Origin of the sequence: Acinetobacter sp. YK3, assembly GCF_001729365.1 — a bacterium.
Classification (GTDB): domain Bacteria; phylum Pseudomonadota; class Gammaproteobacteria; order Pseudomonadales; family Moraxellaceae; genus Acinetobacter; species Acinetobacter vivianii.
Genome location: NZ_LZPJ01000033.1, coordinates 18,974 through 41,089 on the forward strand (window position 1 = coordinate 18,974; position 22,116 = coordinate 41,089).

The 22,116-nt window shown below is 41.3% G+C and carries 16 protein-coding genes and 1 pseudogene; 9 read left to right on the forward strand and 8 right to left on the reverse strand.

Features of this window, described 5'->3' with window-relative positions; translation table 11 throughout:
- The first annotated feature begins 159 nt into the window (after positions 1-159).
- Together A9Z07_RS03825 and A9Z07_RS03830 are read left to right on the forward strand one after the other, a co-directional pair.
- Positions 160-633 (forward strand): annotated as a pseudogene (locus tag A9Z07_RS03825) (nucleotide triphosphate diphosphatase NUDT15).
- 311 nt (positions 634-944) lie between these two features.
- Complete coding sequence (locus A9Z07_RS03830) at positions 945-2,114, forward strand: MFS transporter (RefSeq protein ID WP_171258943.1); 1,170 nt, start codon at positions 945-947, stop codon at positions 2,112-2,114.
- A 1-nt stretch (position 2,115) separates the two neighbouring features.
- Here A9Z07_RS03830 and A9Z07_RS03835 read toward each other — a convergent pair whose 3' ends face one another.
- Positions 2,116-3,606, reverse strand: coding sequence for an amidase (locus A9Z07_RS03835; protein ID WP_069576917.1), 1,491 nt, complete (start codon positions 3,604-3,606; stop codon positions 2,116-2,118).
- A 203-nt stretch (positions 3,607-3,809) separates the two neighbouring features.
- Here A9Z07_RS03835 and A9Z07_RS03840 point away from each other — a divergent pair, with 203 nt between their 5' ends.
- Positions 3,810-4,289 carry a hypothetical protein gene (locus tag A9Z07_RS03840; protein WP_032864027.1) on the forward strand — a complete coding sequence of 160 codons (480 nt, stop codon included), beginning with the start codon at positions 3,810-3,812 and terminating at the stop codon, positions 4,287-4,289.
- Between the two features lie 47 nt (positions 4,290-4,336).
- Here the strand turns inward: A9Z07_RS03840 and accC are convergent, their stop codons facing one another.
- The 5 genes from accC to A9Z07_RS03865 form a co-directional block, all read right to left on the reverse strand.
- Positions 4,337-5,701 carry an acetyl-CoA carboxylase biotin carboxylase subunit gene (accC, locus tag A9Z07_RS03845; protein ID WP_069576922.1) on the reverse strand — a complete coding sequence of 455 codons (1,365 nt, stop codon included), beginning with the start codon at positions 5,699-5,701 and terminating at the stop codon, positions 4,337-4,339.
- Positions 5,702-5,718: 17 nt separating this feature from the next.
- Positions 5,719-6,141 (reverse strand): acetyl-CoA carboxylase biotin carboxyl carrier protein, encoded by a 423-nt coding sequence (accB, locus tag A9Z07_RS03850; protein WP_004771941.1) that lies wholly within the window; start codon positions 6,139-6,141, stop codon positions 5,719-5,721.
- A gap of 27 nt (positions 6,142-6,168) precedes the next feature.
- Positions 6,169-6,618, reverse strand: coding sequence for a type II 3-dehydroquinate dehydratase (aroQ, locus tag A9Z07_RS03855; protein WP_004771942.1), 450 nt, complete (start codon positions 6,616-6,618; stop codon positions 6,169-6,171).
- A gap of 725 nt (positions 6,619-7,343) precedes the next feature.
- Entirely contained in the window at positions 7,344-8,366 is a 1,023-nt protein-coding gene (locus A9Z07_RS03860; RefSeq protein ID WP_069576924.1) for an ABC transporter substrate-binding protein, read from the reverse strand.
- Positions 8,367-8,957 (reverse strand): ANTAR domain-containing response regulator, encoded by a 591-nt coding sequence (locus A9Z07_RS03865; protein ID WP_004771946.1) that lies wholly within the window; start codon positions 8,955-8,957, stop codon positions 8,367-8,369. It abuts the gene before it with no gap.
- A gap of 534 nt (positions 8,958-9,491) precedes the next feature.
- Here A9Z07_RS03865 and A9Z07_RS03870 point away from each other — a divergent pair.
- From A9Z07_RS03870 to A9Z07_RS03890, 5 genes are all read left to right on the forward strand, one after another.
- On the forward strand, positions 9,492-10,844 hold the full coding sequence (locus tag A9Z07_RS03870) for an MFS transporter (RefSeq protein ID WP_005257281.1): 1,353 nt from the start codon (positions 9,492-9,494) through the stop codon (positions 10,842-10,844).
- 28 nt (positions 10,845-10,872) lie between these two features.
- Positions 10,873-13,419: a nitrite reductase large subunit NirB gene (gene nirB / locus A9Z07_RS03875; protein ID WP_069576926.1), complete on the forward strand. Its 2,547-nt coding sequence runs from the start codon at positions 10,873-10,875 to the stop codon at positions 13,417-13,419.
- An 11-nt stretch (positions 13,420-13,430) separates the two neighbouring features.
- Complete coding sequence (nirD, locus tag A9Z07_RS03880) at positions 13,431-15,065, forward strand: nitrite reductase small subunit NirD (protein WP_069576927.1); 1,635 nt, start codon at positions 13,431-13,433, stop codon at positions 15,063-15,065.
- Positions 15,066-15,335: 270 nt separating this feature from the next.
- Positions 15,336-18,116, forward strand: coding sequence for a nitrate reductase (locus A9Z07_RS03885; RefSeq protein ID WP_069576929.1), 2,781 nt, complete (start codon positions 15,336-15,338; stop codon positions 18,114-18,116).
- Entirely contained in the window at positions 18,113-18,721 is a 609-nt protein-coding gene (locus A9Z07_RS03890) for an NTP transferase domain-containing protein (RefSeq protein ID WP_069576931.1), read from the forward strand. Before A9Z07_RS03885 ends, A9Z07_RS03890 begins: the two co-directional genes overlap by 4 nt.
- Before the next feature lie 15 nt (positions 18,722-18,736).
- On the opposite strand, the gene A9Z07_RS03895 is transcribed toward A9Z07_RS03890, so the two are convergent.
- Positions 18,737-19,903 carry a YbfB/YjiJ family MFS transporter gene (locus A9Z07_RS03895; RefSeq protein ID WP_069576933.1) on the reverse strand — a complete coding sequence of 389 codons (1,167 nt, stop codon included), beginning with the start codon at positions 19,901-19,903 and terminating at the stop codon, positions 18,737-18,739.
- Positions 19,904-20,150: 247 nt separating this feature from the next.
- Between A9Z07_RS03895 and A9Z07_RS03900 the strand changes: the two genes are divergently transcribed.
- The gene (locus A9Z07_RS03900; protein WP_081406403.1) at positions 20,151-21,050 is read left to right on the forward strand and encodes a LysR family transcriptional regulator; all 900 of its coding nucleotides are present in this window, start codon (positions 20,151-20,153) and stop codon (positions 21,048-21,050) included.
- A gap of 127 nt (positions 21,051-21,177) precedes the next feature.
- On the opposite strand, the gene A9Z07_RS03905 is transcribed toward A9Z07_RS03900, so the two are convergent.
- Complete coding sequence (locus tag A9Z07_RS03905) at positions 21,178-21,627, reverse strand: hypothetical protein (RefSeq protein WP_004771956.1); 450 nt, start codon at positions 21,625-21,627, stop codon at positions 21,178-21,180.
- Positions 21,628-22,116: the final 489 nt, after the last annotated feature.

A 22,116-nucleotide genomic window follows, 5' to 3' on the forward strand; every position in this document is an offset into this window, starting at 1 on the left:
AGAACTAGGAGGGTAATTAGGGATTAGTAATTATCTAGAGATATTTGATGTGAGCCATATTATTACTGTAATAATAAGCTCTCATTATGGGAGTAGACTACTGTTTAATAGTCACTTTAATCGTTTATTTTTTATAAAAATATGGAAAGGAACTGAATTATGACCCAATCTTTAGATTTATCTCCTATTTTAGGTGTAGGAGTGATGATATTAGATGAAGCTGAGCAGGTTTTGTTAGGCTTGCGTATAAAATCAGATGAAGATCCTTCATGGTGCTTTCCTGGTGGGAAAGTTGAGGCAGGGGAAACTTTTGAGTAAGCAGCCTTTAGAGAGGTTTTTGAAGAAACTGGATTGAAAATAGAAATAGAGAATATTCAACCATTTGTTGTGTTTATTAACCAATCTTTGGCACATGTAAATAATACCATAGGGCTATCTTTTAAATTACAAAATAAACAGATGAAAGAAAAAATCGTTGTAACAGAACCTGATATTTTTGAAAAATGGGATTGGTTTCGTTTATCAGATTTACCTACAAATTTATTTCCTGCATCTAAAGTAATGTTAAATATTTGGAAACAAGAAAAGCTTGATGATTCATGGGCTGCATATTCAATAACATCGGGAGAATAAATTTTGCTCCCTATATTTTTTGATATAACTTATTTGTTTTGAAATCTTTTAATAAGAATATTTTCAATCTTAGACACCCTGATAAGGGTGTTTTTATTGGTAATGAATGACTCTCGTTTCGTTTAAAGAATACTATAGCTGCGATATCCAATTTTATTTTAATTGAATACGTTGTTTGCGATAATTTAAAGGTATGATGTTAGAACTCTCAGACTATAGAAATACTAAGAATTTCTATTTTTGCTGAGTGGCGAAAGTTCTAGTGCAATATCTAAGTCACTATTCTGAGTTCTAGCTGAAAAAACGAATCAATGCCATCACTTACGATAAATACCAGACTCGCAGGTTTCTACTTCTTTTACTATGCCATCGTTGGTACATTCATGCCTTATTGGAACCTATATCTGCAAGATCAGGGTTTCAACTATCAAGAGATTGGCATTCTTTCTTCAATTGCCATTATTACCCGTTTCTTTGCGCCACTCATCTGGGGCTGGATCGCCGATAAGTCTGGCAAACGCATGCTGCTGGTACGCATTGCAACTTGGATGGAAGCCTGTATCTGGTTTGCAATATTTGTGATTCCAAACAGCTTTCAATCGGTTGCTCTGCTGATGCTGATTTTTAGCTTCTTCCAGAATGCCATTCTGGCTCAATTTGAAGGAGTGACATTATTTTGGCTGGGTGAAAAACGGGCTGAACTGTATGGCAAAGTGCGTAAGTGGGGTTCGGTCGGTTTTATTGTCGGAGTGTTTTTGATTGGCGCATTATTGGAGATTATTCCAATTGCGATGTTGCCAGTTTTACTTTTAGCGATTTCATTTCTTGCTTTTCTATGGTCATTTAGTATTAAAGAGCCTGAGCATGCACCAAGCTCACAAAAAAAATTACAACCGCTATGGCCTGTTCTGAAAAAACCTATTGTTGCTGCATTCTTTAGCATTGAATTTATTTTATTGTTTTCACTGGCGCCATTTTATAGTTTCTATAGTAATTTCCTCAAAGAAATTGGTTTCAGTACTACACAAATTGGCAGTTTGTGGGCGATGGGTGTTATCGCCGAGATTGTCATGTTTGCAGTCGCGCAAAAAGTATTTTTCACTCGCTTTTCTTGGCGGACACTGGTGGTGATTTGTCTACTGCTGACCAGTCTTCGCTGGTGGCTAGTGGGGATGTTGGAGACAAATTATATCGGACAATTGCTGACCCAATGCCTGCATGCATTTAGTTTTGGGTTGTTCCATCTAATTGCCATGAAAGTGATTTTTCAGAACTTCTCGGCAGAGCAACAGGGACGTGGACAAGCGCTGTATAGCACCATGTGGGGCTTAGGCGTTGCTTCTGGAAGTTTGTTGGCAGGGCATTACTGGCAGATGTTTTCAGGTATGACCATCTTTTTCTGTGCAAGTGTAGTGGTGTTGCTGGGACTATTATTGGTGTTTTGGCTGCCGAATCACATTGAAACAGCAGCCAAAAGCTAAATTAGAGTTGAATGTTTTGATATTGAGGCATCCACGGTTGTGCTTGTTCGAGTTGGGCTGCCAGTTGAAGTAAGCGATCTTCACGTCCAAACGGTGCGATAAACTGACTGCCAAGCGGCAGGCCTTGTTGATTCCAGTACAGCGGCACCGACATGGCTGGTAAGCCAGTAACATTGGCTAACTGGGTAAAAGGAACCCAGCTCAAGTTGTCTTGTACCATTTTTTTGACCAGTTTGCCTTGTGCGAGATAATGCGCTTTGCCAAGTTTTAACAAGCCTTTTAAGATGGGTTTCTGCCACGTTGGCGTGGCAACTTCACCATTCTTGGGTGCAACTGATGTTGTGCTTGGAGTGAGATACAGGTCATATTGTTCAAAGAAGATGTTCATCTGGGTGCTATACACGCCCCAATTATCCAGAGTGTGAATATATTCTGTTGCCGTAGTTTTTGCTCCAAAAGCCGCCAAGGCGATTGAATCCAGTTCAAAGTCCTGATCTGTTGCTCCATATTGTTGTTTGATTTGTGCCTGCATATAAGAGAACTGGCTAAACCATGTGGTTACGAAGTCTTTTGCTAATGCCAAACCATCAATTTTCGGGTGATCTTCCACCACAATATGACCCAATGATTCCAGCAGTTTTGCAGTGTGTTGCACTGCTTGAATCGCATCTTTAGACACTTTGGTGCCAATCGGGGATTGGGTATTAAACGCGATTCTGAGCTTTTTAGGTACTTGTTGAATAATGTCACTGTATTTTTGTGCTGGCGCTTCAATTCTAAAGAGTGAAGTTTGTTCTGGGCCTTGCTCGGCATCAAGCATGGCTGCACTATCACGCACAGTTTTGCTCAAAACATGCTGCATTGCTGCGCCGTGCATGGCTTCACTAAATTGTGGCCCCCACGGCGTGCGTCCGCGACTAGGCTTTAAGCCAAATAAACCGCAATAAGAAGCAGGGATACGGATGGAACCGCCGCCATCACCAGCACCGGCGATCGGGACAAGGCCTGCAGCTACCACAGATGCTGAACCGCCTGAAGAACCACCACTATTATGTTTTAAATTCCACGGGTTATGGCATGCACCCCATGCTTCAGGTTCGGTAATACCTTTAATGCCAAACTCTGGCGTGTTGGTACGGCCAAAAGTGACAATACCAGTATTTTCCCAGCGATTGACAATTTCAGCATTAAAATCAGGGATGTAATTACGGTTTTTAAGTGCATGGCTACCATAGGAGGTCGGGATGCCTTGGTATTCCTGAAACAGATCCTTTACCAAGAAGGGAACACCTGCAAATGTGCCAGAACGTTGTTGGCTTGCGCGATGTTTTGCCTGTTCGTACATGGGAATAATGATCGCATTGAGCTTGGGATTAACCTGTTGAGTGCGTTGTAATGCAATGTCTAGTAATTCAGAAGGATGGATTTGTTTTGTGTTAACTAAGTGAGCTAATCCAAGACCATCGTATTGCACATATTCTGAAAATTTCATGGCTTTTATCCCTAAAGCTAAATTGTTATAAAGTAAAAATAAATCTAAGTTGCGAAATAGAATACCCGAAAAAAATAACAGAACAATCAATTAAATGACGTGCTAAAAATATTGTGTTTATATGGTTATGAATGCGTGTTTTTATCAAAAAATATGCTAATTTAAGCGCATGCACCGTTTTAGATGACGACTTAATTAAATCTATGAAAAATATTTATATTATTGGATTATTATGGGCTTGCTCAACATGGACTATGGCAGAGACGGTCGTAAATAACAAGGCAGCGCCAACGCCTCAGCAAGTGGCTAAAGCGAATGCGATTCGTGTAACAACACGCCCTGAAATTATGGGTTTATGGGGAATGGAAATTCCAAATAATAAAAAATGTGTTGAGTACTATAATTTTCGTGGTTCCAGCGATGTGGTGATTAAAAGCGGACAAGAGTGGTCATATGGTTTATATGATTATCAACCTTCTGAAGATCATAAAGAGCGGCTACCTGCGCTGATCTTACAGATTAAATATGACAATAATGAAAAGGATTGTTCTGGCCAAGCTCAGGATCAAACAGGCGAGGTTTCTCAGTATTTCGTGAAATGGTCAAACGATCACACCATTGATTTCTGTGCCAGCGAGAAGGGCGATAAATGTTTTGCTACCTTGCGTCGTGTCTTACCTTAATGAATCGGTAGATATAAAAAAGCCTCTTATTGAAGAGGCTTTTTTATTTAGGCTTTTTCAGCTTGCGGTTCAAGCTGTTTAAGCAAATGCTTTTCTAGGTAATGAATATCCATTGCCTGTTCACAGAAGTTCTTATCTTGCAGGATAAGATCTTTATGCAATGGAATATTGGTTTTAATCCCAGTCAAAATCATTTCATCTAAAGCTTGGCGCATACGAGCTAGAGATGTTTCACGATCTTTACCATGAGCAATCAATTTTGCAATCATTGAATCATAGTAAGGCGGAATGCTATAACCTTGATAAATATGTGAGTCTAGACGAATACCCGCACCACCCGGTGCATAGAAGCTTTCAATCTTGCCTGGTGAAGGCAGGAATGTAGTTGGGTCTTCGGCATTGATACGACATTCAATCGCATGACCTTTAACTTCGATTTGCTCTTGTTCAAGCGCTAGGCCTAAACCAGCGGCAATACGAAGTTGCTGTTCAATAATGTCGACGCCTGTCACCATTTCAGTCACAGGATGTTCAACCTGAACACGTGTATTCATTTCAATAAAGAAGAATTCACCATCTTCAAACAAGAACTCAAATGTTCCCGCGCCACGGTATTGCATCAATTTACATGCATTGACACATGCTTCCAGAATATCAGCACGTGCTTGTTCTGGTAAGTTTGGTGCAGGTGCTTCTTCTAACACTTTTTGATGGCGACGTTGTAAAGAACAGTCACGATCATATAAGTGAATCGCATGACCATTACCATCACCAAGAACCTGAACTTCGACATGGCGAGGTTTCTGTAAGAAACGTTCCATATATACGGTGTCATCACCGAACCACATTTCAGCATCACGCTGTGCCGCCTGAACAGATTCAAGTAGGGTGTCGACACGTTCTACAATACGCATACCACGACCACCACCACCTGCGGCAGCTTTTACGATCAACGGGAAACCAATTTCTTTGGCTTCAGCAAGTGCATTGTGAATCGTAACTGCATGGTCACAACCTGGTACAGTTGGAACACCTGACTTTTTCATGGCAATAATGGCAGAAACCTTATTTCCCATGAGGCGGATATGTTCAGGGCGAGGGCCAATGAAAATGAAACCTGAGCTTTCTACAATTTCAGCAAATTCAGCATTTTCAGACAAGAAGCCATAACCAGGATGGATTGCATCTGCACCTGTAATTTCTGCAGCAGTAATAATCGCAGGAATATTTAAATAGCTTTCACTTGTGGTACCTGGCCCAATACATACCGCTTCATCAACGAAGCGTAAATGCATCAAGTCTTTGTCAGCATCTGAATAGATACCAACTGTTTTAATGCCAAGAGTTTTACAAGCCCGAGTAATTCGTAAAGCGATTTCACCACGGTTTGCAATTAATACTTTTTGCAACATCGGAATCCCCAAACAAATTAAGCACGGTAGCGGAAAAGTGGTTGACCGAATTGGATCACTTCACCATTTTTCACTAAGATTTCTTCAATAACACCGCTCTTTGTTGCTTCGATCGGGTTCATGATTTTCATCGCTTCGATGATACCAAGTGTTTCACCCGCAGAAACTGTTTGACCTACATTTACAAATGGTGCTTCACCCGGGCTTTGTGCTGCATAGAACACACCAACCATTGGAGAAGTTTCAACTGCACCACGTGGTGTTTTAGCTGCTGGAGCAGCTGGAGCAGAAGCTGCTGGCGCTGCCGCAACAGGCGCTGCTGCATAAACAGGAGTAGGACGAGTTAATGAGATGGACTGGTCACCTTCCTTAACTTCAATCGCTTGTAAGTCAGATTCAATCATCAAGTCGATGAGCTTCTTGATTTTACGGATATCCATGAGTGAGCATTCCTAATGTGTTTAAAATTAGTTAGAAGATTGAATTTTTTCGATAGCGTAATCGAGTGCAAAGGAATAACCCTTCGCACCTAAGCCACAAATCACGCCAATGGCCTTATCTGATAAATATGAGTGATGACGAAATGCTTCACGGGCGTGAACATTTGACAAATGAACCTCAATAAATGGAATGGCAACGCCGAGAAGGGCATCGCGTAAAGCAACTGATGTATGAGTCAGGGCAGCAGGGTTGATAATGATAAATTTTACCCCTTCAGCTTGTGCCTGATGAATGCGATCGACAATCGCACCTTCCCAATTGCTTTGAAAAGTATCTAGTGTAAGTGATGCGTGTTTAGCCTGAGCGGTGAGTTGCTGGTTAATATCATCTAAAGTGAGATAACCATAAACTTCTGGTTCGCGCTTTCCTAGCAAGTTCAAATTCGGTCCGTGAATCACCAAAATGGTTGAGCTCATTCAGCCTGCTCCAATTCTAAAACTGCAAATATTTTTTGCAAGATGTCTGCAAAGTTTGCTTATTATGGCATAAATTTCTGCAATTTTTTTATAAATTGTTTTAATTGATGAAGAAAGTTGCATACCAAGCATGGTGCATATAATGAAAACTTTGCAAGGAATTGGCAATGTTAAAATATGACAAATTTCAGCGTATTTTCGTTTTTTTATATTTTAAACTGAATTGCCCCAATTCGTTCATGGGATTTGTGTAACTCAGCAGTCAATCTTGCCGAAGCCTGTTTGTTTTTACATGACTTGTCGATCAATGTATCGTGGAAACTAGTGTTTGAAAACCTGAATAATGGAATCTATATTTTTATTGTAAATTATTGATTTTACTTTTATTAATCTTGGTCTTTATTCTCCTTGCAATCGGCTGTGGCGAATGGTTAAGCTTAAATTCTGGTCCCTTTATCTGAGTATTCTCATTTCGTGGGTAGGTACTATATAGAGATGTATTGTGCTGCTTATGGATTGAACACTGTGCTTGTTGTTGCCATTGGCAAAAATGATGAAATCCCTGATTCTGGATGGCAGTTAATGACATAAAAATGTCCGAAAAAGATATGCATGACTTCAATATGATAACAATCACTTAAAGGATTACATCTGATTGGCGTAATCTTTTATGGGTCTTTCAATGCTGTCTTGGTACTTCAAGACAGCTTTTTTTTGTCCAAGATTTAAGTTTCTTTGGCAGCTTGATAAATCGAGCCCAAGATACAGTGCTGTGCTTGCTCAAGATAGATGGTTTTTTCTGACGTCACATCATTCCATTTATACATTTGTTGAAATAGCCATTCAAAATCTTCTGCTTGGGGTTCAGCACTATTTTGTACGAAGTTCCGAATAATCTCCTGAATACTAAAATACTTCTCGACGTGAATCTCTGCTGAACATGGAAATTGAATCACATCAAAGTCCATTAGCATTTGCCATACCTGCGTAAAGTCTTGCAGTTCTCGTAATTCCTGTTGTGCTTTCAGAATCGCACGGCTCAGTGCAATGAGTGTATTGGGGTGCTGTTTGGCCCAGTCTTGTGTTACGGCAAGCACTTTATCTGCAACATTAGGAATGATCTGTTGGCTGGAGCAGATGATATGGCTCAGGCCCTGAATTTCAGCTTGTGTATTCCAGGGTTCGCCTACACAAAACCCATCGATCAGGTGATTGCTGATGGCTTCAACCATATAGGGTGGTGGTAATGTTTTTAACTGAATGGATTGTGCCAATTCAGGACTAGCCAAGGCCAGCCATTCTCTTAAGCAATAATGATGAATTGAATGCTGAAATACATGAGCAAGAGACAAAGGATGGTTATTCTGGATATATTCAAAGACTTTATGGGCAGAGGACTCAGCCGAATCTTGGGAAACAATATTCAGTTGATAGCATAATTTTTGGCTGATGCTAATAAAGGCGCGATTTTCACTCAGCACTAAGGGTGTTTGCAGCGGAATACCAATCTGATCAGCGCCTATAGCCGCAGCGGGAAGCATGGCGGATAAGCAATGGGCAGCATCTAGCAGGCCAAAAGCCAAACGGTCTCGTAAACTTGCCCAAGATGCTTCTTTGATGAGTTGAACATTTAATCCATTTTCGGCAAAAAAACCACGCTGTTTAGCCCAAAGCAGTGCAACACAGTCGAGTAAAGGAATATAGCCCAGTTGTAAGTCAGTTTTTTCTAATACGATAGAATGAACCATTTACTCATCCTTTAATTGATTATTTAACAGTTGTTGAGCATCAAGGAGGCGCCGCGCCATTTCTCCAATGGTCATGCGATGGCTCATGGCATTTTTTCTGAGCAGTTGAAAGGCGGTATCTTCGGTTAGCCCATGTAATTGCATCAGCAACACTTTGGCCTTTTCAATATCTTTACGATCTGCCAGTTTGGTCTTGGCATCTTTGAGATCACCTTCCAGCTTTTTATGTTTCTTATATTGCTCAATGGAAATATCGAGAATGGTATGTAAGCGGCTTGGGTCAATACCATCGACGATATAAGCGGTAATGCCCGCGTCAATGGTTTGTTTAATGGTGTCCTTATCTGCATTTTTGGTAAACAGGACAGTCGGTAGATCAAAGTTGCTGACACAACTTTCGATTACATCACGATGTGGATGATCCATATCCAGCAGAATCACATCTGCTTGGAGGTGTTCGAGTTTAAATAGATTGAAGTGATCCAGCGTAAAACAAGCCACCACATCAAAGTCATGTTCAATCAAGCATGCTTTTAGGTATTCAGCCCGAGCCTGGTCGTCATCAATAAGAGCGATCTTGAGTTTCGGCATAAGTATAAAGGTCAAACGCTAAGTCAAAGCACATCTAAGGTCATGTGCGGTATAGGATAGAGACGATTGTTTTGAAGCAAATTTAATGCCAGTCAATGAGGGGTAAATCTCGAACTGCATTCATGGCCAGATGCTTCATAGAGATTAGTGTACTGCGATTGATAGAAAGAAAAATGAAAAAGATGTGACCAGCCAACACAAAGTAAACATGCGCATTTTTGGTGCGGAAAAAGAGTTTTTTTGAGGCGGTTTCAATGCTGCTGTAAAACAGTTCATTTCTTATTTTTATGAATATAGCAATAAAATAGAATGCATTTTTAGGAGAATGTATTTAACTATAATTAATATAAAACAATTATTTACCCTGTTTTTGAAGTTGTATTTTAAAAAGTTGGCATAGCAATTGCTAAATATCTCATGAGTCAAAGATGACTTATAAAGTTATAAGACGGCCAACGATGTCCGATCTGATCGATTTGTTTACACAACCTGATGTGTCAACAAAGCAAATTACGTTCAGTATGGGAGATGGCTATGTCTTTAGATTTATCTGCTAAAAAAGCAACTTCAATCAAGTTATTTAACTTTTCTGCACCAGCAATGCGGGCATTCCACATGAGCTGGCTGGCTTTCTTTGTTTGCTTCTTTGCTTGGTTTGCCTGTGCGCCTTTAATGCCGGTGATCGCAGGTGAATTCCATTTAACCAAAGACCAAATCGCAAATATCAATATTGCTGCTGTTGCAATCACCATTGTAGTCCGCCTCATTGTCGGGCCACTGTGTGATAAGTATGGCCCACGTAAAACCTATACCGCTTTGTTACTCATCGGCAGTATTCCTGTATTTGGTGTAGCCGCTGCCAATAGTTACGAATCCTTCCTTTTCTTCCGTTTGCTGATTGGTGCCATCGGTGCCAGCTTCGTGATCACGCAATACCATACCAGCATTATGTTTGCGCCAAATGTGGTGGGAACCGCAAATGCCACTTCAGCGGGTTGGGGTAATGCGGGTGGTGGTGCTACACAAGCTTTGATGCCATTGCTATTGGCTGCATTGGTGATGTTTGGTGTTGAACAGGCGATGGGTTGGAGAATTGCGCTGATCGTTCCAGGTGTGATGATGGTGATCGTCGGTATTCTTTACTGGAAGCTTACCCAAGATTGTCCTCAAGGCGACTTTAAAGCATTGCGCGAGCAAGGTGTTGTGGTTGGAAGTGACAAAAAAGGTGGTGTTGCAATCTTGATGCACGCAGCACGCAACTATCGTGTCTGGATTTTGTTTGCCTCTTATGCTGCGTGTTTTGGTATCGAAATTTTCATGCACAACATCATTGCGATGTATTACGTCGAGCACTTCAATTTCGGATTAAAAGAAGCAGGTCTAGCTGCGGGAATCTTTGGTTTATTGGCTCTATTTGCTCGTGCCTTAGGTGGACTGGTTTCAGACAAAGTCGCACTGAAAAAAGGACTGGATGGTCGTACCAAAGTGCTGTTTATCCTGATCTTGGGTGAAGGTTTATTCCTGATGCTGTTTTCACAAATGAATAGCGTTGCACTTGCCATGATGAGTATGACGGTATTTGCACTATTTACCCATATGGCTTGTGGTGCAACTTACGCTTTAGTGCCATTCATTGATCGTGATGCTTTAGGGGGTGTGGCAGGCATTATTGGAGCAGGCGGCAATGTGGGTGCAGTTGCAGCAGGCTTCCTATTAAAAGGCATGGTCGATATTCAAACCTGTTTAATGGTTTTAGGTGGCCTAGTCGTCTTTGCAGCAGGTTCAGTCATGTTGATCCGCTTCTCAGTCGAACATAAAGAAAAAGAACAACGTCTGTTTGAACAGGCCGTTTTAGAACGTGGCTCAGAACAAAGCAGCATAGCTTAATCATTCGTCAGATTTTAGGAGAAACACAATGAAATTAGTGATGATTGGTCACGGTATGGTGGGACATAAATTCATCGAAGCCATCTTGGAGAAAGCGGATGATGAATTAGAAATTACCATTCTTGCGGAAGAACCTCGTATTGCTTATGACCGCGTACATTTGACCGAATATTTCTCTGGTAAAACAGCAAAAGACTTATCGCTGGCTCGTTTTGATTTTGCCGACGCACATGGTATTGACCTCCGATTAAACACCAAAGCGGTTGAGATCAATTCTACAGAGCAAACGGTGACCACCAATTTCGGTGATGTGATTCATTATGACAAATTGGTATTGGCAACAGGTTCTTATGCCTTTGTTCCTCCGATCTCAGGCAATGACCGTGAAAACTGTTTTGTCTATCGTACCATCGAAGACTTGGATGCGATTCGTACAGCAAGTTTGAATGCGAAGACAGGAGTGGTGATTGGTGGTGGTTTGTTGGGTTTGGAAGCTGCTAAAGCACTACGTGATTTAAATCTGGAAACGCATGTGGTGGAATTTGCACCACGTTTGATGGCGGTACAGATCGATGATCTTGGCGGTAAAGTGCTACGCCGTAAAATTGAAAATCTTGGGGTTAAAGTTCACACTCAAAAAGCCACGCAATGTATTGAAGCGGGTGAAAGTGCAACACATGTGATGAAATTTGCCGACGGTAGCGAATTGGAAACCGATATCATTTTATTCTCGGCAGGGATTCGCCCACGTGATGAATTAGCGCGTGTCAGTGGCTTAGCATTGGGTGAGCGTGGCGGGATTAAAATCAATGATTATTGCCAAACCTCAGATGACAATATTTATGCGATTGGTGAATGTGCACTGTGGGATAACAAAATTTATGGCTTAGTTGCACCGGGCTATGACATGGCACGAATCGCGGCAAAACATATCCTCGCTGAAGATACGCATTGTTTTGCAGGTGCAGATATGAGCACCAAATTGAAATTGATGGGTGTTGATGTTGCCTCCGTCGGTGATGCGCATGGGATGACGCCAAACTCACTCAGCTATTTCTATGCTGATGAGGATGCATTGGTTTATAAAAAAATTGTGGTTGACGCAGACAAGACCAAATTGCTTGGTGCGGTATTGGTGGGTGATGCCAAAGAATACAATGATCTTTTACAAATGATGTTGAATGGTTTGACACCTCCCGAAACGCCTGAAAGTTTGATCATGCCGGGATTTGCGGATTCAGGTGCGAAAGCAGGTGGCAGTGGTGTCGATTTATTGCCTGATAGTGCAACCATTTGTTCATGTAACAACGTTTCTAAAGCTGATATCTGCCAAGCGATTTGTGATGGTTCAACCTCTTTGGGTGCATTGAAAAAATGTACCAAAGCAGCGACAGCTTGTGGTGGTTGTGCACCTTTAGTGACGCAAGTGTTGAAATCGGAGTTACAGCGTCAAGGGGTAACGGTCAATAACCATGTCTGTGAGCACTTCCCATACTCACGCCAAGAAATTTATCACTTGGTTCGTGTCAATGAAATCAAGACCTTTGACGATTTGATTCATCAACATGGTCATGGTCTAGGCTGTGATATTTGTAAGCCAATGGCGGCTAATATTTTGGCATCGTGCTGGAATGATTTTGTACTTGAGCCAAGCCATGCGGGTCTACAAGACAGTAACGATTACTACTTGGGCAATATTCAAAAAGATGGTTCTTATTCGGTTGTGCCGCGTATGGCAGGTGGTGAAGTCACACCAGATGGTTTAATCGCTGTCGGTCAAATTGCCAAGAAATATAACCTGTATACCAAAATCACAGGTGGACAACGGGTCGACTTATTTGGTGCGCAAATCCATCAACTGCCATTTATTTGGGAAGAGCTCAACGCAGCAGGTTTTGAATCAGGTCATGCTTACGGTAAATCATTACGTACCGTGAAATCATGTGTCGGTAGTACGTGGTGCCGTTATGGCGTCGATGATTCTGTGGGCTTAGCGATTGAACTTGAGAATCGTTATAAAGGTTTACGTTCACCACATAAACTAAAAATGGCAGTGTCGGGTTGTACCCGCGAATGTGCTGAAGCACAAGGTAAAGATGTTGGGGTAATTGCAACTGAGAAAGGCTGGAACCTGTATGTCTGTGGCAATGGTGGCATGAAACCACGTCATGCAGAATTATTGGCTTCTGACCTTGATACGGAAACCTTGATCCGTTATATCGACCGTTTCTTTATGTTCTATATTCAAACCGCAGATCGTTTACAACGCACCAGTGTATGGCGTGACAATATGGAAGGTGGTTTGGATTATCTTAAATCAGTGATTGTCGATGATTCGCTAGGGCTTGCCGAAGAGTTAGAACTTCGTATGAGCCATGTGATTGGCACTTATCAAGATGAATGGCGTACCGCGGTTGAAGACCCTGAAATCCGTAAACGTTTCCAAACCTATATCAACGCCAGTGCAGAAGAGCAAGCTGATCCACATATTCAATTTACTCAAGTGCGTGATCAAATTCGCCCATTAAATGACGCTGAACGTTCAGTCGATCGTATCCCAATGGTTGAAGCATAAGGAGAATTCAAATGACCAGTTTAAAGAACATGAATATGCTGCCAGAAAATCAATGGGTTGAGGTGTGTGCTTTGGATGACATCACACCAAATACAGGTGTCGGCGCATTGATTGAAGGTCAATCAGTGGCACTGTTTCGTGTTGGGCATGAAAAACGCATTTATGCTTTGAGCAATAAGGATCCGTTCAGCCAAGCCAACGTGATGTGCCGTGGCATTATTGGCGATTTACAAGGTGAACGTGTCATTGCATCGCCGATTTATAAGCAACATTTCAGTTTAGCGACGGGTCGTTGTCTGGAAGATAAAGACCAAAAGTTATTGGTTTTCCCAACAAAAATTGAAAATGGTCGTGTTTGGGTTGGGTCTGTTCCGCAAAAAACCTATATTACCAATAATGGCGCTGCGCAAGAAAAGCTGAAACTGGTGCTGATTGGCAATGGACTGGCGGGTATGCGTTGCTTAGAGGATTTACTGGACATGGCACCAGATCGCTATGAGGTGACGGTGATTGGTGAAGAACCTTGGGGCAATTACAACCGTATTATGCTGTCACCAGTGCTTTCAGGTGAAAAAACCATTGATGACATCATGCTGCATCCACATGCATGGTATCGCGATAAAGGGATTCAATTTATCGCTGATGATCCTGCGGTAAAAATTGATCGTACTCGCAAGATTGTACATACAGAGAAAGGCGAAAGCGTTGATTATGATCGTTTGATCATTGCGACTGGTTCATCGCCATTTATTCCACCTGTACAAGGTGTGGATTTAAAAGGCGTGATCAGCTTCCGTGATATTTATGATGTAAACACCATGATCAAATATTGCGAAACCAAGAAGAATGCCGTGGTGATCGGTGGTGGTTTGCTGGGTCTGGAAGCGGCATATGGACTGAAACAACGTGGTATGAATGTGACGGTTCTGCACCTGATGGATCGAATTATGGAACGTCAGTTGGATGGTCGTGCCAGCCGTATGTTGCGCCATAGTATTGAGCAAAAGGGTATCAATATCATTACAGAAGCCAATACTGAAGCATTGATTGGTGAAGATGGTCATGTTAGTCAAGTCCGTCTTAAAGATGGAACTGTACTGGATGCTGACTTAGTCATTTTTGCTGTTGGTATTCGTCCAAATATTGCTTTGGCGCAAAGTGCAGGACTACGTTGTAATCGAGGCATTTTGGTGAATGACACCATGCAAACCTTTGATCCAAGTATCTATGCTGTGGGCGAATGCATCGAGCATCGTAATCAAACTTTTGGTCTGGTTGAACCACTCTGGGGGCAAGCCTTCATCTGTGCAACGCATTTGGCTGAACATGGTAGTTTAACTTTTAAATCGCCAACCGTACCAACACAGTTAAAAGTCAGTGGTGTCGACGTATTCTCGGCTGGGCGAATTGATTTAGAAAATAGTGAACCGAAAGAGGATTATGAAGACATCATCCTCAATGATGATAAACGTCAAATTTATAAGCGTATCATTATCCAGAAAGACAAAGTGATTGGTGCAGTTTTGTTTGGTGATACCGAAGATGGCATGTGGTATGCCGAGTTGATTGCAGATCAAACACCCGTTTCTACATTTAGAAACAAGCTGTTATTTGGTAAGGATTTTGCAATGAAAAAGGCAGGGTAATATTTCTAAGAAATTAAATTCTTATGTAAGTAGTTTGATACTCGGAAAAGTCATCTGCAACCTGCATGGTTTTTGTAAGAAATGTTTCTGCGATGAATCTAAGTAGGTGACAGAAGAGAACAGGTTTTGCAGATGACAATGGTTTTGCCTACTTTTCCCGAAAGAAAAGTAGGTCGAGCCGAAGGCTTAGCCTGAAAATAAGATGAAAACTCGGTAAGACTCCCGAGAGTATGCATCTTTAAAAAGATTAACTAGGTAAAAGGAGCAGTCATGAACAGTATTCAAAATTTAGAACACAGTCGCTCCGATCAAGCAGAAACAATCATAACAAAAACAACATGTCCCTATTGTGGCGTGGGCTGTGGTGTGGATGTCAGTGTCCAACATAAAACGCATGGCACGACGGTACAAGTTGCTGGTGATATGAATCATCCTTCAAACTTTGGACGACTCTGCATTAAAGGCAGCAATCTTGCAGATACGTTGGGTTTGGAAACCCGTGTCTTGCATCCGATGTTTGGCCGTAAAAACCATCGCACAGTCACTACATGGGATCAAGCCATCGAGAAAATTGCAGATCAATTTCAAGCCTGTATTGATCAATATGGCGCAGACAGTGTTGCATTTTATGTCTCAGGTCAGTTGCTGACAGAAGATTATTATGTGGTGAATAAGTTTGTAAAAGGCTATTTGGGCACGGCTAATATTGATACCAATTCACGCTTATGTATGTCATCTGCGGTTGCGGCACATAAACGGGCTTTTGGTGAAGATATTGTTCCAGCCAGTTATGAAGATTTTGAACATACTGACATGGTGGTTCTGGTTGGTTCCAACACCGCATGGTGTCATCCCGTGCTGTATCAACGGATTATGCAAGCAAAGAGCAAGAATCCAGATTTATTTGTAGTGGTGGTTGACCCTCGGTTTACCAGTACCTGTGAGCAAGCGGATTTACATTTGCCGATCTTACCTGGTCAGGATGTGGCATTATTTAACGGCTTGTTTCAGTATTTATATCACAATAATTACATCGATCAGCATTTTGTAGAGGCCCATACCGAAGGTTTAGCGGCACTTTTAGCTGCGAGTAGCAGCGAACAAGATTTTGATGGACTAGTGAAACGGACAGGGATCTCCGCAGAAAAATTACAACTGTTTTTTGATAAATTTGCCAAGACGGAGAAAGTGATTACGCTATTTTCAATGGGCGTTAATCAATCCTCTCAAGGGGTGAACAAAGCCAATAGCATTATCAACTGTCATTTACTGACTGGGAAAATTGGCAAATTAGGTGCAGCGCCATTTTCTATGACGGGTCAACCCAATGCCATGGGCGGCCGTGAGGTGGGTGGACTCGCCAATATGTTGGCTGCACATCTGGATTTGGACAATCCTTCACATCAAAAACTGGTACAAGATTTCTGGAACAGTCCTGTGATTGCCAAGCAGGCAGGCTTAAAAGCAGTTGATTTATTCCAAGCCGTGGAAAGTGGCAAAATCAAAGCGATCTGGATTATGGCAACCAATCCTGTGGTGAGCTTACCCGATGCAGATCAAGTCAAACGTGCCTTGGAAAAATGTGAGTTTGTGGTGGTCTCTGATATTTGTGCAGATACCGATACCACGGCGTATGCAGATGTATTGTTACCTGCGCTGGGTTGGGGGGAGAAAGATGGCACAGTCACCAATTCTGAACGCCGTATCTCACGTCAACGTGCATTTTTAACGCCGCCAAAACAAGCCAAAGCCGATTGGTGGGCAGTTGCTCAGGTTGCAAAAAAACTGGGGTTTAACGGGTTTGATTTTAATTACGCTGCTGACATTTTTAATGAACATGCGGCTTTATCGGCTTATCAAAATGCCAGTGTTGACCAACGTGACCAAGTTGAAAATTTCCGTTATTTCAATTTGAAAGGTCTCATGAATTTAAGTCTGGATGAATATAACCATTTACGTCCAATCCAATGGCCTGTATGGGAGAAAGGTCAAAGTGTTGCGGTGGAGCAGCTATTTGATCGAGGTCGTTTTAGCCATAAAAACCAAAAAGCCAAATTGATTCCAACCGTGGCCATAGATCCAGTGCATGCGATTTCTGAAGATTATCCTTTGGTGTTGAATACGGGGCGTATTCGTGATCAGTGGCATACCATGACTCGCACGGGTTTATCGGCAAATCTCACCACACATCGCGCTGAACCATTTTGTGAGATTCACCCGAATGATGCGTTAAAATTTGGTATTCGTGATAAAGCTTTGGTCGAAGTTCGTTCGGAATGGGGCCGTTGCGTGCTGCGGGTGACCTTGGCGCAAGGGGTTCGCCGTGGTCAAATCTTTGCACCGATTCACTGGACTGAGCAAGTCGCTTCTGATGCGCGGATTGGTAAAGTGGTCAATCCTGTGGTGGATGCGATTTCAGGTGAACCTGAATTTAAACATACCCCTGTTACAATTCAGCCGTTCCATACCACTTGGCAAGGTGTGCTCTATGTACGTGAAGGCTTTGAACATCATATCAAAGCCTCATTGCAAAATTGTGCATGGTGGACCAAGATCAAAACTGCAAAAGCGATTCGTTATGAAATTGCTGATCGTCAGAGTATTGATCAAACCCAAAAGAATTTAAAAAGCTTCCTACCTTTTGTCGATGAAACTTATGAATGGTTAAGCCTTGAAGATATTTCATCGCAACTCAGTCATAGTGTGATTTTAAAAGAAGGTATTCTGGTTGCCAGTTTATATATCGCTCCTGCCGATCTATTACCTGATCGGGATTGGGTGGCGAGCCTATTTAAACGTGAACGATTAAGTGCTCTGCATCGTAAAGCACTGCTGGCGGGTATGCCAATGTCTGCTGCAAATAATGATGGACCATTGGTCTGTAGTTGCTTTAAAGTGGGTAAAAATAAGATTATTGAAGCCATTAAAACGCAAAATATCACGCATGAAAAACAAGTCACTGCATGTTTAAAAGCAGGCGGAAATTGTGGTTCCTGCTTACCTGAAATTCGTGGCTTGATCAAAACCTGTCAGCTGGAGGCAGAAGCATGAATACCGAATATCCTGCTACGGATCTGGTGATCTTGGCGGGAGGGCAAGCGCGCCGTATGAATGGCGTGAATAAGCTACTGCAACAGTTTGATGATCAGATTCAACTGTTAAAAATTTCTGAGCATTTTAAGACCCAAGTACAACAGATTTGGGTAAATAGCCATCGTGATCGTTCGATTTACCAACAAATTGAACCAGATATTCAATGTTATGCCGATGATCAGCAGGGTTTTCTAGGCCCATTAATGGGCATGAAAAGCGCATGGTCGCATATTAAAGCTGACTATGTTTTATTTATTCCCTGTGATGTGACTTATATTCCCAATCAGGTTTTAGTCAAACTGCATCGTGCTTTACACAAGAATCTTCTAACACAAGTAGCCTACGTCACAATTAATGGAGATGCGTTATATCCATTTTGTTTGCTGAAGCGAGAAAGTTTATCGGTGCTGGAACAAGCAATCGCTGAGAACAAACTCAGCTTGCGAGATTGTTTTAAACAATTGAATGGACAGACGGTGGCATTTCAGAAGCAAAGCCTGTTTTGTCATAGCATTAACTCCTTAGATGAGTTGCAACAATACAAGCAGATGAAGGTTTTTTAAGTCATCTATTCCAGCTTAATGAATCGCTTCAGTTGATTTTAGACTCATCAGTGTTGCAATCAATAAGGCCCCCGCAGCAGTTATTAGTAAGCTATTAAGGGTGTGATAGATTGAAAATAGGGTATTTGCTGCAATTGGTCCGATGATCTGACCGAGACCATAGACAACGGTCATGATAGCAATTAAATTACTTTTGCTTTGACGTGCGATTCGCTGTGCGACAGGCATGGCAATGGTCACAGTTCCCATAAAGGTTCCACCCACCAGTAACGCACTCAACAGATAACCTAAAGTGGTTGGCAGCATGATAGGTAAGACAACACTGACGGCCTGTACTCCCAGATTAGAAGATAAAGCGATTCGTGTCCCAAGTCTGTGATGTAGATAATGCCAGAAAAAACAAGAAGGAATCGCACCCAAACCGAAGATCGCCCAGATATGTGCCGCGTCAATATTCGGCAAGGCCTGTTTGACCAGTAGGGGTAAATAGGTTGCCGTGATAATGTAGCCAAAACCTGCCAAGGCATAAATCAGAATCAATGAGACAGCTTTGGGCTGTTGAGTATTGCCATGAGAGAGATGCGACTCTAACACCTGTCTGGGTTGAGCTCGAGATAAACCCACAATAGCAGCGAAGCCAAGGACAAAACTGGACAGCCCAAGCAATAACCATAAGCTTTTACTCTGCCACCCAAGTTGTGTGCCAAAAACCAAAAGTTCAGCGGACAAGGCAATCCCAAGACCAACGCCTGCATATAAAATAGGGGCTTGATGCACTTGTTTCTGTTGTTCTAACAGCCATAACGAGGCTGAAATCATAGCGAAGGCACTCAATACACCCGCAAGACCACGAATAAGAATAATGACCGAAGCTGAATCTAGATAAGCAAGAAGGGTGAGACAAAGTGCTGTACCTACCGTTGCAAATACACAGGTGAAATAGCTGTGCTGCGACTGGATTTTAATTGCGAATAAAGCCCCAAACAAATAGCCTGCATAGTTAGCGGATGCTGCGACACTGGCACTATGCAAATTTAAAATGCTTTCCTCAATCATATGTGGATAGACCGCCGTGAATGCAAAGCGGCCAAATCCCATCCCAATCGCCATAATCAGCGCTGCACAGAATGCGGATTGCAGTGTTTGCTGCTTATGAGCGTTTATTCCTTTAGTATTGATCATGTTCAGCACCAAAATTTAATCGCTATAGTTGATGTGATCTAAAGGTCGTGCTTTGCCAAAGATTTTGCTATCGACCAAAAAAAGCCCATAGCTAAAACAACTTAGAATACAGATGAGAAATATAAGTTTAGACACGTTCATTTTGAATCAGCATGACATCTGGAGAAATTTAATAAAATTTAAACAAGAGTCACTAATCATGTAAAATGATTTGAATTGATACAAACTATCTTTAATAGTGATAGAGATGCAGATTAAGTCTTTAGAAATGTTCATAGCAGTGATGAAGTTAGGCAGTTTTTCCGAAGCCGCAAAGCGATTACATACGGTACAGTCCAATGTCACCAGTCATATCAAGAAACTAGAAACCGAACTTAAAGTTGAACTGTTGCATCGGCAGAATCCAATTCAGCCGACTCGGGCAGGTATACAGTTATATGGTTATGCAGAAAAAATGCTCGATCTACAACAAGAGCTGCTGGATACCTTCTGTAATACACAAATGGCAGTCCGTTGTCCTTTAGAAATTGGCAGTATGGAAACAACAGCGGCGGTGAGGCTTCCAGCCTTATTTCGGGATTTACAAGAATCTGCGCCCGATTTCCCTTTTGCCTTATCGACTGCTCCGAGTCGAGAGCTGATCGATTTGGTAAAAGTCTCCAAGCTAGATTGTGCATTTGTTGCCAATCATGCCCCGATCGAAGGCATGTTTAATTTTCATGTTTGGACAGAGAAACTAGTTTTAATTTCTTCAAAAAAAGTGCCACAACAACTTTCAAAGGAATATCTGGTTCAACAGAAATTTATTGCCTTCAAGCAAGGCTGTAGTTATCGCAAAGCAATTGATTCCTTTCTTTCATCATTTCAACTTCCGGCAGCGAATATCATAGAAATGGGAAGTTTGGATGGCATCGTTAGTTGTGTCAGTCTAGATGTTGGGCTTGCGATTTTGCCTGTGAGTTATGTACAGCAATCACATTTTGCTGATCGGGTGCAGATACATGACATGGATTTTATTGGAGACATCAACACTTATTTGATCGCTGATAAAGATATGAGCAAATGGGCAACCAATATGCATCATTTTTTTGAACATTTACAGACGATGTCACATTCAAATGTGAATACAGAAGCAGTATGCGGGTAGTAGAAATAGAGTAGACAATACAGCACCTTTTTATTTTTCGAATATCGCTAGACTTTACTGTTTTTTGTTCGAGTATAAAATAATAAGGCTGTATTTTATACTCGAATATTTCACTTGAAAGATAAACTTATTTTCTTTGTAAATATTTTAACACTTGATCATAAATAGACTGTAAATAAGGATTTAATGGAATAAGGTCTTGTCCAGATTTACTACGCACATATTTAAAATAAGGTGTCAAAGGATACTGGGCACTTTCACAAACAATGACTTTAGGAAACCATTCTTTATGAAATTGATCGGCTGTAAGATCAAGAATAACGCCATTTACGACCAGATAACAGTGAGCGATTTCTGGTGTGCGTGAAGAAATCTGAACTTTTCCGACCCGATAATCAGACTTAATATAATGGACATTGAGTAAATAATACTGCAAAAGGTCACAGGCATCAGAACCACATTCCTTTGGGAATTTACTAAATGCCCCTGTAATAAAGCCATTCGTCACGTGATCCAAAGCTTCTCGAAAGGTGGTTGCAAGATTGGTTAAAGTCTGTATTTCGTTTTGGTACGTCATTTGATCTCATTCTTCAAGTGATAAGCATTCTCTATAGTAAAACCCGATTAAATGTAAGATTTAAATAAATTTATTTATTAAATTGTTAATACTATTATCACGTGTAACCTTGAGATTCAGTCGGATAGACTCACTTAGTGATATGCACAGAGCAGTGATTTCTTGTGTGCTTATCCATCTCATGTTTAGCTTTTATTTAAGCCTATGTATTGTTCTGGTGTTACTTTTAAGGCACTGACTTTTGTGCATTGTCATCTTAGTTTTAACTTGAATGAACTCTCATCTTATGGAGTGTGAATACTGAATAGCATTAGAATAATTAAGAAAATTTTGTATAGTAAAGTGTAAATTATATTTTTAATTTTAAAAAATAGTAATCATTTGTTTTTATAATTAATTTCAATTAAAAAATTATTTTTATTAAAATTAATAGTTGGATTTTTATTATAAATGGAATTGTTGGAAAATATTTTATTGTAAATTTATAAG